Raw genomic sequence first — 13,721 nt, forward strand, 5'->3', positions numbered from 1 at the left:
GCAAAGCTTAAGCTTTTATTTGCACAAAAAAGATATAGTCAATGTGACCATTAATTTATTTTGTTAATGGTCTAAATAAGAGGAAGCTGAGGACATATGACAAAATGAAAATATTTTAAAGTAAAAAATAGCACAAAGAATTAGCATAAACATGCTGTTATTTAAAGATTTATTAGTTAAGTAGCACATGTTTAAAACTGGTTGTGGTCTTTGTAAAACGTTTAAAACATACACACACAATAATTATTTATTGACCGTAAAATGAAACAAATAGTTTACAATTATGTTTCGAGTAATTCTTAAAGTCTTGCAGTACGTCAATAATAATTTAATAAGAAAAAGGCATCATGATGTTTAAGAAAAAGATAATTTCAACAGCCATACTCGCTGCAATGGGTACCGTTACGCTTCCTCACCAAAGCTACGCTGCCGAAACCGTTGTCGACGAAGATGTAGAAATAATACAAGTAACAGGCATTAGAGGTTCATTGCAGCGCTCTATGGATGTTAAACGCGACTCTTCTGGTATTGTCGATGCTATTTCGGCTGAGGATATGGGGAAATTTCCTGATACTAATCTTGCTGAATCGCTGCAACGTATTACCGGCGTATCAATTGATAGAGCGGGCGGTGAAGGTAGCCGCGTAACAGTACGTGGATTTGGACCTGCTAATAACTTAATTACTATTAATGGCCGCCAACTTCCAAATACAACAGGTGACCGTACATTTGATTTTGCTAATGTGGCATCTGAAAGCGTATCGGGCGTGCAAGTTTATAAAACATCAGACGCAAGTGTTACCTCAGGTGGCATTGGCGCAACTATAAACTTAACAACAAACAGACCTTTAAATAGCCCAGGTATAAAAGCATCGTTTGGCGTTAAAGCTGTAGACGATCAATCAACCGACGAGGGCAGCATTACACCAGAGGTAAGTGGTTTATATTCGCAAACATTTGGTGACGATAAATTTGGTATATCTATTTCAGGTAGCTACCAAGACCGTGAAAGCGGTATGCAACAGTTTATTCAAGATCAAGGCTACAGAGCATCTGATTACACAAATACAGGGTGGGGCGGTGTACCTGCAGGCGCAGAGGGTGGAGCAAACAGACCTACATCAGGTATTTATTCAAACCCGCAACAACCACGTTATGTGTTTGAAGAACGCCAACGTGAACGTGTAAATGGCCAGCTAGTTTTTCAATATCAACCTGTTGAAAACATTACAGCAACCCTTGACTACACTACGTTTAGAACAACCGTTGAAGAGCAGCACACTGATGCCTCAGTTTGGTTTAACTACGCTGGCGACAGAAGTGAATCTGTTTGGGCGGGCGAGCCTAACGCGTATCCACTTATTTACTCAGAAATTTATGACATTCAAAGTGATGCCGATTACCGCGATACGTCGCTTACGGTAGGTTCTTGGGGTCGCGAAGAAAAAACAGATTCATTAGGCTTTAATCTAGAATGGGCAGTGTCTGATCAGCTTAACCTAGAGTTTGATCACCACAGTTCAAAAGCATCAATGAAAGCAACTGATCCACGCCACGGTACACGTAACAATATTCAGTTACCGTCGTACACACGTTCGCGCTCAGGGCTTGATTTAACAGGCGACTTACCAGGTATTGCTATTGGTAATATTGAAAATTTTAACCCAAGTACTATGCGTTTATCGGGTAGCTGGTTTGCAAATGATAAATACGATTCAGAAATCGATCAAACGCAAATTTCGGGCGACTACTACATTGACGACAACCTAAGCATTGACTTTGGTGTTGCGGTTAATAAAGTAAATAACCATTACCGTCATACACAAGTACAGCGCCCAGATTGGGGTGGTGTTGGTGTTGAGGGTGACTTTGCTGATATTGATTGGCGCCAAGATACTATTTTAGATAAGTTTCAAGCTAAGGCGGGGAACTTTGAAGGCACTGCAACACAAGGCGAATACGATTTATTTAATACAATCTTTTTTGCCGACTTTGATGCGATTGTAAATGCAGCAGAGTACGCAGATCCTATTGCTAACGTAGATAACCTTTACGGTGATTGTAAAGCAGCCGACGGCGCAGCTGCAGGACCAAACGGCGAAGGACAATTTTGTGCCTCAACCGACTGGGATGCAGCAACAAACCGCTTTACTGAAGAAAAAACGCAGTCTGCTTTTGCACAAGTAAATTACAAAGGTGAATTGAGTGGCATGTTCTTCGACCTGCAAATTGGCTTACGGTACGAAAAAACAGACGTATTTTCTAAAGCAACCGCACCAGGTTACAGCCGCGTAGAGTGGAACGAAGATACAGCTACATCAGTAACCGGTGTTACCGGTATTGAAACGCTAAGCCAGTCGGCAGATTACAGCCAGTTCCTGCCAAATATTAACTTTAATATTGAAGTTGTTGAAGATGTAATGATTCGCGCAGCAGCGAGCAAAACTATTTCAAGAGCAGGTTATGGCCAACTACAAGGCGGTACAACTATTAATACCGGCGGTAGCTTAAGTGGTTATTCGGGTGGCTCTGGTAACCCAGGACTTAAACCGCTTGAATCAATTAACTACGACTTATCAAGTGAATGGTATTACGGCGAAGGTAGCTATATTTCGTTTGGTTACTTTAAAAAAGACGTAACAAATTGGATCACTACAGGTACTATCGACTCAAATATATTTAACTTAGCTGATCCATTAAATGGTGAAAAGTTTAGAGCTGCTACAGCGGCACTTGGCGCTAATGCATCTAACGAAGATATCAGAAATTACATATTTGAAAACTTTGCTGATGATCCAAATGTGCAACCTAAGTTTGATGAAGATGGTGAATTAGACGGCGGCACAATTGTTGGTGACCCAGACTCAGATGATCCAATTAACTTTAGAATAAACGTGCCTGTAAATGGCGACCAAGAATACACCATTGATGGTTTTGAATTTAATATTCAGCACTTATTTGGTGAGTCAGGCTTTGGCGGTATTTTTAACTACACCATGGTTGACTCAGGCCTTGAATACGACAACGACTCGCTAGAGGATACAGAAGCACTCGTAGGGTTAAGTGATACAGCAAACGTGGTGTTCTTTTACGATAAAGAAGGCTTACAAGCACGTATTGCGTATAACTGGCGCGACTCGTTTTTAAATGAGCGTCGTGTAAATGGCGATTTAACCGCACCAATTTACACCGATGAGTATTACCAAATAGACTTTAACGTAAGTTACGAAGTACCCGCAGTCGAGGGACTTACTGTATTTATTGAAGGTATAAACATTACCGACGAGTACGTAACATCGTACGGGCGTAAGCAACAGTTGATTTATAACATCACTCAAACAGGCTCTCGTTACGGTTTAGGTGTTCGTTATAATTTTTAATAAATTACACTTGTAGCAACCTTATAAAAGCCGCATTTTGCGGCTTTTTTATTTGCCTAAATTAACCTAGTAATAATAATATCCAGCTGTTATAGTCAATATGAATTTAACTTATTGGTTACATTTAATGTGGAGCAATAGGTAAAGGCACACAACAACAATTGGAGCACACAATCCATGGCCAATCATGCATTATTAAATAATGTTGAACATCAGCATTTAAAAATAAACCCTGCACGCAGCACACACTTAGGTGACGGGGTTTGGTATAGCGAAACATTTGTGAGCGAATTTAGAGTCGCTCAAGCACATTACCCAATATTTTTTACCAAAGACGATACAACAAATACATTTTCGCCGGTGTGTTTGTACGGCATAAATAAAGACGAAAACTTATTTTTAGTAAACCAGCAATGGCAAGCACACTATATTCCACTAAGTATGCAGCGACTGCCTTTTGCTATAGCGACTCAAAATACAATGCAAAACGGTGTGGCAACGCAAGAGCGTATGTTAAGTATTGATTTAGACTCGCCAAAAGTGTCAACAAAGCAGGGTATTAACTTATTTTTAGAACACGGCGGGAATAGCGATTACCTCGAAAACATCATAAACGTGCTCGACAACTTGCATCATGGTTTGCAAGAAAACCAGCCCTTTATTAAAACCTTAATCAAACATGGTTTGCTTGAATCAGTATCGCTAGAGCTTGATTTAGTAAACGGGCTTAAACATAACTTACTTGGTTTTTATACCATAAACGAAGACTCGCTTAACCAGCTAAGTAGCGATGCAATTGCGCAGCTTCACTCACAAGGGTATTTAGCGTGTATATACATGATCATTGCATCGCAAGTACATGTGCGTGATTTAGTGGCGCTTAAAAACGAGCAACTTATGCTACAAAAGCACGCTGTGTAAGTATTTCGCTATGGAAAATTTAGCAAATAAAATTCAAACGCTTAATGGCTTAACTCCCAGCACGTTGCCCAAAGAGCTTTTAAACTCGTCTGTGCCTATTGTACTAAAAGGGTTTGTGAGCGATTGGCCCCTCGTTATTGCTGCTAAAAAGTCAGACAGTGCAGCGATTGATTATTTAGCGCCGTTTTACGAAGGTTTTTTAGTTAATACTTGCACAATACCCGCCAGTCAAAGCGGGGTTGTAGGGTATAACCCCGATATGAGCGGTTTTAATTTTACTAATCAGCAAGCGGCATTTATTAATGCGCTTGAGCAAATAGCGCAAAGTGCAAATAATCCACAAGCCGACACTTTATACATTGGCTCTACTAGCATTGCACAGTGCTTACCTGGTTTGGTTAATCACTGCCACGTTAACGCATTAAACGAAGGCTGTTTATTTAATGTATGGGCAGGCGGAAAGGTTACCGTACCAGCACATTACGACGTAGCGCAAAATTTAGCATGTTGCGTTGCAGGTAAAAGGCGTTTTACTTTATTTGCCCCCGATCAAATAGATAATTTATATATAGGCCCGCTTGATAAAGCACCTGGTGGTCAGCCAATAAGCTTAACCACTACTACAGCGCCTAATTTCACAAAATACCCTAAATTTAAACAAGCTATAAAAGCAGCAATAACTGTTGATTTGGAAGCAGGCGATGCGCTTATTTTACCCAGCATGTGGTGGCACCAAGTACAGGGGCTTGGCAGTTTAAATATACTGTTTAATTATTGGTTTAAAAATACGCCAGCGGTGTATGGGCAGCCTACTAATGCGTTGCACCTTGCTATTTTAAACATACGTAATTTACCAAAGCATGAGCGCGCAGCATGGCAACGTTTGTTTAATTACTATGTATTTGCTGATAACGAATTTACCCACATACCAGAGCCCGCACAGACTATTTTAACAAAGCCAATGAATGAGCTAACAGCGCGTAAATTAAGAGCCGAATTACAAAATAAATTAAGACGCTAAGCGTACTAGTAAGGTTTGAATTATGAATCAAAATGCAATTAAAAAAATCGTAATAGCAGGTGGCGGTACCGCCGGTTGGATGTGCAGCGCTGCAATGGCAAAGCTACTAGGTAAAAATATTGAAATATGCTTGGTTGAATCCGATTTAATACCTACCGTAGGGGTCGGGGAGTCAACTATTCCTACGCTGCATATATTTCATGATTTACTAAAAATTAGTGAATCAGAATTTATGGCAGCCACTAATGCCACGTTTAAATTAGGCATATCGTTTGAGGGCTGGAAACAAAACCAGCAAAGCTACTTTCACTCATTTGGTTATGTGGGGCAAGGTTGTTGGGCTGCAGGTTTTCAGCACTTTTGGCTAAAAGGTATGCAACAAGGTGTAGCTGCCGATATTGGTGATTATTGCACAGAGCACGTAGCAAGTCGCTTGGGTAAATTTGCCGTAGTGCCGAATCAAGACCGTAACCATGCTTATCAGTTAGATGCCGGTTTGTACGCTAAGTTTTTACGTAATTTTGCACAGCAAAACGGCGCTAAACGTATAGAAGGCATGATAAGTAAAGTTAATTTAGAGCCCACTAATGGCTTTATAAAATCGCTTACTTTAGGTGACGGGCAAATTATTGAGGGTGATTTATTTATAGATTGCACCGGCTTTAAAGGTTTATTAATAGAGCAAGCGCTACACACCGGATACGAAGATTGGAGCCATTGGCTCCCGTGCGACAGCGCAGTGGCAATACAAACCGAATTAGTAAGCCCAATAGTGCCATATACGCGTGCAATGGCACATAAATGTGGTTGGCAGTGGCAAATACCGCTGCAAAGCCGCCGTGGTAATGGCTTAGTGTTTTGTAGTAAATACATGAGCGATGATGAGGCAAAAACAGCGCTACTCAATAACGTAGAAGGCAAACCTATTAATGAGCCGCGCGTTATTAAATACCGCACCGGTACACGGCGTAAACATTGGAACAAAAACTGTGTTGCTATTGGCTTAGCAAGTGGTTTTATTGAGCCGCTTGAATCAACCAGTATTCATTTAATTCAGCAAAGCATTATAAGATTAATGCAAAACATGCCAACCAAAGCAATCGAGTCGTGCTATCAAGATGACTTTAACAACAAAATGCGCTTTGAAGCCGAAAACATTCGCGACTTTATTGTACTTCATTACCATGTAACACAGCGCACCGATAGCGACTTTTGGCGCTACTGTAAAAACATGCCAATTCCAGAGTCGCTTGCCAAACGCATTGAGCTATTTAAGCAAAGTGGGCATGTTTATAAAGCAGAGCAAGAGTTATTTGGTGAAGCCTCGTGGTTACAAGTGATGTTAGGGCAAGGGCTAGTGCCGCAAAATTATCATCCGATTGTTGATAGCATGAGCGATGATGAGCTTAAACGATTTTTAGAGTCAATAAAAAATCATGTTGCTAAAAAAGCAGATAGCTTACCGAGTCACATTGATTTTATTAATCATTATTGCAAGGCTAAGTAAGCAATATGCTAACACTTGGCAATAATTTACAGCCGCAGTATGAGTTTATAGGGCAAGAGCAAACGCCAATTATTATAATTGACGACTACCTGAGTGAGCCGCAAAAACTTATAAACTTAGCGCAAAGTGCTGATGAAAATCATGCGCAAAATCAGGGAGAGTTTAAACCTGACGAACTCACTCAATACCCAGGTTTACGCATGCCGCTGCCAAAGCAATGTGTGGTTGATTACCTAAAGCCGCTTATACAGGGGTTTTATAACGTATTTAATATTGGGCAAACACTTACCCCATACCCAAAAGATAATACCTTATCGTTAATTACTAAAACGCAGCAGCAGCTATCACCAATACAAACCTTGCCACACTTTGATACCAATGATCCTAACTTAATTGCCATTATTCATTACCTTGGCAGAGGCGAGCACGGCGGCACTGGATTTTTTAGGCATAAAAAAACAGGGTTTGAAACAATCAGCACCAAGCGCAAAAACACGTATGTAACACATGCTCAGCAATACCTTGAATTAGATAATACAAAGCCTAGTTATTGCACGACGCAGCACAGTGAGTTTGAGTGCTACAAGCACATAGAATATAAGCCAAATAGGCTTATTGTGTTTCCTGGGTATTTGCTGCACACCAGTTTACTTAATACGTCTACCGATATTTCGTCGTGTCCACAAACAGGGCGGCTAACGGCTAATATGTTTGTTCATTTTAAATAGGAATATTATGTTTTTTTCTTTATCTAGATTCGCATATAAAGGTTGGCTATTATGCTTTGTTGTATTGACGCTGAGTATGGTAACAGTGCAAAAAAGTCATGCTACAGGGTTTGATACGCTCCCTAAAAAGCAATTTAATGTGCTGCTATTTACAAAAACCGCAGGGTGGCACCATAAGTCGCAAACCGAAGGGGTTAAAGCGTTAGAGGTCTTAGCCGATAAGCATTTTTTTAACTTAATTTGGCACGAAGAGAGCCATTACTTTAACGACGATTACTTAAAAAATGTTGATGTAGTGGTATTTTTATCAACCACGGGCGATATTTTAAACCTAAAAGAGCAAGCCGCGCTTGAGCGATTTATAAAAGCAGGTAAAGGCTTTGTTGGCATTCATAGCGCATCAGATACCGAATACGACTGGCCTTGGTACCAAAAGCTGGTGGGGCGCACCTTTAACATTCATCCTGTTATTCAAACTGGCGTACTACGTAAAGTGCCGAATACTGTCTTTATTGGCTTAAACCATATGCCGCAGGAGATACTTTGGACCGACGAGTGGTACGAGTTTGGGCCCGAGCTAACTAAGTTAAACTACTTACTCACGGTTGATGAGCAAACTTACAACCCAAATGCCGATTGGGGTAATAACAAAACAGGCTCAGGCATGGGGGCGTTTCATCCTATTTCGTGGTATCACAATTACGATGGTGGTCGCTCGTTTTATACAGCCCTTGGGCATACTAATGCGGTGTATAAAAGTGAATTTTTAACCGAGCATATCTATGGCGGAATTTATTGGGCAGCAACAGGGAAAGGACTAAAAGAGCTGTAGGCAATATGTCGGGTAATCATCAATAACGAACCACATAAAGGTAATACATTGATGCAATGATTTTGTTGAGTTTACGTTTCTTTAATGTTAAAAAGACAACGTTGTCATAATGTTTGTTTAACTTTATGCTTTAAGTACTACGGGCAATTGACCGTACAATTAAATTTAGACAGATAGAGTAAATCAAAAAAGACAACGTTGTTTATTTGAAAGAGTAAATAGACATGCAATGAGAAAACACACAATTTAAGCACTTTAAAACCATAATTATCAAGGTATTGGGTATTGCTCTTATATACACTGATTTAGCGCATCTAATTACCAGATAAGTATGTAACTTAAAGCTTTAATAAGAATATAAATGCGCCCATTGTCGTGCTTTGATTAAATTGGCGCCTATAAGTAATAAGAGTTGATATGAATAAGATTATTTACTGGTCAATAACAGTCGCTGTAGCGGGGTTTTTATTTGGCTTCGACACGGCGGTTATATCTGGGGCAGATAAGCCCATTCAAGCAATGTGGGATACGAGTTCGTTATTTCATGGCTTATTTATTATGTCTTCAGCTTTATGGGGAACATTAATTGGAGCCTTAGGAGGTAATTACCCTTGTGATAAATATGGCCGCAAACCCACATTAGTATTGGTTGGCGTATTATTTTTAGTTTCTGCTATTGGTTCTGCAATTGCGCAAGACCCTTATACTTTTGCCTTGCTGAGGTTTATTGGCGGTGTAGGTGTGGGTATCTCTTCTATAGTGGTACCCGCTTATATATCAGAAATAGCCCCTGCTAAATATCGCGGGCGGTTAGTTGCGCTTTATCAGTTTCAAATTGTGTTTGGGATTTTAATTGCATTTATTTCAAATTTCCTAATTTCAGGTACATCTGGAAACGATTGGCGTTTAATGCTTGCCGTAGAGGCAATACCTGCCGTTATCTATTTACTTATGGTTGTGAGAGCGCCTGAAAGTCCACGTTGGTTAGTACAAAATAAAAACGCTATAAAAAAAGCGCGGTCAATATTAATCCAACTAGGAGAGTCAAAGCCAGATACCGTTTTACTAGCAATTGAAAAAGATAAAAAACAAAATGTTGAGTCTAAACTGTTTTCAGGTACTTACAGTAAAGCCGCTCTACTCGCATTTTTGTTTGCGGCATTTAATCAATTATCGGGTATTAATTTCATTATTTACTATGCTCCTCGGCTTTTTGAGCTAGCAGGATTAGATGTAAACCAGGCACTACTATCAGGTGCAGGGATAGGCCTAGTTAACTTATGTTTTACTATGCTTGGCTTATTATTAATTGATAAATATGGCCGCCGTTCATTAATGTATGTTGGTTCTATTGGTTACATTATTTCATTGGCTGTCGTTGCATGGGCATTTAGCAACCAAACAGGAGGAGTATTGGTTGTTGCGTTTGTATTTGTATTTATAGCCGCACATGCAATTGGACAAGGCACAGTAATTTGGGTTTTTATAGCCGAAATATTCCCAAATAAAATACGCTCTAAAGGTCAGTCTTTAGGCTCCGGTACACATTGGTTGTTTGCTGCAGCAATCACTTTATTTATGCCTTATTTTTTAGAAAAATTTAGTCCAGCAGAGATTTTTGGCTTTTTCACTTTAATGATGGTGGGGCAGCTTATTTTTGTAGCTCGTTTTATGCCTGAAACAAAAGGGCGTTCTTTAGAAAATATTTCTATTAATACCAATAACTAAGTGTGGGCCATTCGATGCAACTAATAATTATAATACTCGTTTTGTCTTTTTTAACTGCATGTGATGCAGTAAATCAATCTCAAAACAACAAGCAATATGTAAAAGAACAATTGGCAAACGAAGCGTTTAGGCCTGCTTATCATTTTACACCTAATAAAAATTGGATGAATGATCCTAACGGAATGGTGTATTACCAAGGTGAATACCATTTATTTTATCAATATAACCCTTATGGTTCGGTGTGGGGCCCTATGCACTGGGGGTACGCAATAAGTTCTGATATGGTTGAATGGCAACATCAAGGGGTAAAGCTGTACCCAGATCAACACGGAACGATATTCTCAGGCAGTGCCGTTGTTGATTGGAAAAATAGCAGTGGCTTTGGTACAAAAGAAAACCCACCTTTGGTGGCTATTTACACATACCATAATGAGGAAAAAGCAAAACAAGGGTTAAGCGATATTCAGACACAAGGATTAGCGTATAGCATAGATAAAGGGCGTACTTGGCAAAAATATAAACATAATCCTGTACTTAAAAATTCAAATATCCGTGACTTTCGAGATCCAAAAGTTAAATGGCATCCAACAACCAAGCAGTGGGTTATGGTATTGGCCCAAGATGACCACATAGGTTTTTATACTTCAACTAATCTAAAAGATTGGCAGTTTAAAAGTACTTTTGGAGCCCAATGGGGTAGCCATGGTGGAGTGTGGGAATGCCCTGATTTAATCCGTGTAAAAATACGCGGCACTGATAATTATAAATATGTTCTACTAGTAAGCATTAACCCAGGTGCACCTAATGGCGGCTCAGGAACTCAATATTTTATAGGTGATTTTGATGGAACAAAATTCACTTTAGATGAAAACTATCAGAAAATGCTAGCGCCTACATCGGCTGTATTTCCACAAGGTGTAGAGTTTGCAAATTTTAAAAATGGATTAAGTAAATGGCAGGTAGAAGGAAATGCATTTCATATTGCAAGTGATCAACAAGGAAAGCCAATACTGAGCTCATTTAACCAATCTGACGAAGCAACTGGTTCAGCTTTATCTGAGGCTTTTACTATTGAGCACGATTATATCAATTTTAAAATATTAGGTGGTAAACATAAAAATCGAACTGCAATTGAGTTATTGATTAACGGTGAAGTAGTTAAAAGTACAGTAGGTAGTAACTCAAATGTTATGTTAGAAACTGCGTGGGATGTGCGCAGCTTTAAAAATAAGCAAGGAGTAATTAAAGTAATCGATAGTAAAAAGGGTGATTGGGGCCACATTAAAGTTGCTGATATCACCTTTTCTGACCAAGCAGCTAGGCCAAAAATAGAGCCTGCAATTTGGCTAGATTATGGCACTGACAATTATGCTGGAGTGACTTTTTCTGATGCACCTGATAATCGTCATTTATTTATAGGCTGGATGAGCAATTGGCAGTACGCTAATTTTGTGCCAACAACAACCTGGCGTAGTGCAATGACCTTACCAAGGGAACTTGAGTTGATAAAAACATCTCAAGGGTTACGCTTTGCATCACAGCCAGTTAAAGAGTTGCAGAAAATTTTGGCCAGTACTCAAACCAAAGCTGTGCTAGAAGGTAAAAATAATTACCAACTTGACCAGGTATTTAATGTTGCTCCTGGGCAATTTAAACTAAGTTTTACCTTAGTAAACGCCAATCAAGCAATTGATATTATATTAAGTGCCGACTCGGGGGAGCAAACAATACTCTCGCTCAACCCACTAAAAGGAACACTTGTTTTAGATAGGACTAAGTCTGGACTGATTGACTTTGAGGCTGATTTTGCATCTATTCAAACGAGCCCACTGCAAAAAAACCTTACAGATTATCATGTAGATATCTGGGTTGATAAAGCGTCTGTCGAGGTGTTTGTAAATAAAGGAGTAAGTACAATGACCTCTATTGTTTTTCCTACTCAGCCGTACCATAAGGTGAGCGTAAAAGCCCTGCAGCAATTTACCTTAAAAGACATTCAATTTAATAATGTTGCTATAACAAAATAAATTCAAACACGTCTCTATATCACTTAGGGCCGTTTGGGTTTTATCGGCAAAAAATAATTTACTAGTGATTACACAGACAATACTCTTGTACCAATTTTAAAAAGCACTTAATTATTTTTAGGCTGAATTTTATGTTAACAGCATTAAAAGTGAACATTTAAAACAACTAAATAGCGCAATTTCTTAGCTACCAGCACGTTTTTATGCTTTAAAGTAGATCACTTAAGTAAATTGATACTAGGGCGTGTTGACCTTTCGTGGGTGAATTTGCAGCTGTATGTTTGGTTTTTAGGCAAGGCCGAGCCTATGTAGTGTGGTAATTTCCCATAAATAGGCGGTAACGCAGCATAAATACCAAACATGCGCTGCCCGTTGGGTTCTTTCTAGGGACGATTAACTCTTTGTTGCCTACATGGATGTAGGTAAGGGGCGTGAGCAGGACGCGGAAGCTTTGCTCGGTTTTTACTTAGCCCACTAGGTTACAAACCTCGCGCCGCGATTAAATCGCCCCTAGATTGAACAAATTGCAATCCACAAAGATCAACACGCCCTAAAAGGAATCTCGTTTTATTAATTTAAATGGCAAATGTTGATGAACTAAGTCGACTCTAAGGTCTATAAGGTATTCCATAGCCCAGCGACCCATTTGTAGGTGCGGTAAAGCCATAGTGGTTAAATTTGGTTGTAATAATTCAGGTATACTGCCCCAATTATCAAAGCTAGCTATACCTATATCATCGCCTATTACCATGTTTTTTTCATGCGCCACAAAGTAAATTTCCATAGCCATTGGGTCTTGCCCACAAATAATAGCATCGGGTTTAAAGCTATCGATAATTTTAGCAGCAGACTCTCGAGATATAGAGCGTTCAATTCCGTCATCTTGCTTAATGATAACCGATTCAATAAGTAAATTGCTTAAAGGTAAGCCGTGGCGCGTAAATGCATTAATAACACCTTGCTTTCGGCCTTTTGCAGCAATTATATCTTCATTTAAATTTAGAAATGCAATTCGGCGATAGCCTTTATTGATTAGTGCTGTGGTAATTTCTTCCCCGGCTTGTACTTCATCAGGTACAACACACGGAAAATCCCCATTTATTGGAAAGCAATTAGCCAATATAGTCGGGATTTTTTTTAATTCATCGGGTAATTGAACTGCACGGTGGCACATTGCTGAATAAATAACACCTTCAACCCTATTCTCTAATAGACTTACTATAGCCCTATCTATGCTTGCTTTTGTTTCATTGATGTTGAGGATTAGCAGTTCTTTGTTCTTTTTCCAGGCAACTTCTTGAGCGCCCCGAATAATATCAAAAGTGTAGGGTACGTTAAGCAGCTCATCAGCAATAATGGCGTATATATTTGTTTTTTTTTCGGCGTGTTAGGCTTGCTGCTCGATTTGGGCGATAGTTTAATTCTTTTATCGCATTTAGCACTTTTTCACGGTTTACACTTTTAACACTCGGATCGTTGTTAACCACACGAGAGACTGTCTTAAATGAAACGCCAGCACGGGCAGCCACTTGCTTGATTGTAACCATACTAAATAATACCTCTTAAGAATAAAAAGA

Annotated in this window: 8 protein-coding genes and 1 pseudogene; 8 read left to right on the plus strand and 1 reads right to left on the minus strand. The window is 39.4% G+C overall.

Annotated features, from left to right (window positions below):
- Positions 1–350 precede the first annotated feature (350 nt).
- From QT16_RS16890 to QT16_RS16925, 8 genes are all read left to right on the plus strand, one after another.
- The gene (locus tag QT16_RS16890) at positions 351–3,380 is read left to right on the plus strand and encodes a TonB-dependent receptor (RefSeq protein WP_039489514.1); all 3,030 of its coding nucleotides are present in this window, start codon (positions 351–353) and stop codon (positions 3,378–3,380) included.
- Positions 3,381–3,557: 177 nt separating this feature from the next.
- The gene (locus QT16_RS16895; RefSeq protein WP_039489516.1) at positions 3,558–4,301 is read left to right on the plus strand and encodes a SapC family protein; all 744 of its coding nucleotides are present in this window, start codon (positions 3,558–3,560) and stop codon (positions 4,299–4,301) included.
- A gap of 10 nt (positions 4,302–4,311) precedes the next feature.
- Entirely contained in the window at positions 4,312–5,322 is a 1,011-nt protein-coding gene (locus tag QT16_RS16900; RefSeq protein ID WP_039489518.1) for a cupin-like domain-containing protein, read from the plus strand.
- 22 nt (positions 5,323–5,344) lie between these two features.
- Positions 5,345–6,829, plus strand: coding sequence for a tryptophan halogenase family protein (locus tag QT16_RS16905; RefSeq protein ID WP_039489520.1), 1,485 nt, complete (start codon positions 5,345–5,347; stop codon positions 6,827–6,829).
- 5 nt (positions 6,830–6,834) lie between these two features.
- Positions 6,835–7,557: a DUF6445 family protein gene (locus tag QT16_RS16910; protein ID WP_039489522.1), complete on the plus strand. Its 723-nt coding sequence runs from the start codon at positions 6,835–6,837 to the stop codon at positions 7,555–7,557.
- A 7-nt stretch (positions 7,558–7,564) separates the two neighbouring features.
- Positions 7,565–8,389: a ThuA domain-containing protein gene (locus QT16_RS16915; protein WP_039489524.1), complete on the plus strand. Its 825-nt coding sequence runs from the start codon at positions 7,565–7,567 to the stop codon at positions 8,387–8,389.
- Positions 8,390–8,806: 417 nt separating this feature from the next.
- Positions 8,807–10,117, plus strand: coding sequence for a sugar porter family MFS transporter (locus QT16_RS16920; protein ID WP_039489525.1), 1,311 nt, complete (start codon positions 8,807–8,809; stop codon positions 10,115–10,117).
- Between the two features lie 14 nt (positions 10,118–10,131).
- Positions 10,132–12,144 carry a glycoside hydrolase family 32 protein gene (locus tag QT16_RS16925; RefSeq protein ID WP_039489527.1) on the plus strand — a complete coding sequence of 671 codons (2,013 nt, stop codon included), beginning with the start codon at positions 10,132–10,134 and terminating at the stop codon, positions 12,142–12,144.
- 550 nt (positions 12,145–12,694) lie between these two features.
- Here QT16_RS16925 and QT16_RS16930 read toward each other — a convergent pair.
- Positions 12,695–13,691 (minus strand): annotated as a pseudogene (locus QT16_RS16930) (LacI family DNA-binding transcriptional regulator).
- Positions 13,692–13,721 lie beyond the last annotated feature (30 nt).

The organism is Pseudoalteromonas distincta (assembly GCF_000814675.1).
GTDB lineage: Bacteria > Pseudomonadota > Gammaproteobacteria > Enterobacterales > Alteromonadaceae > Pseudoalteromonas > Pseudoalteromonas distincta.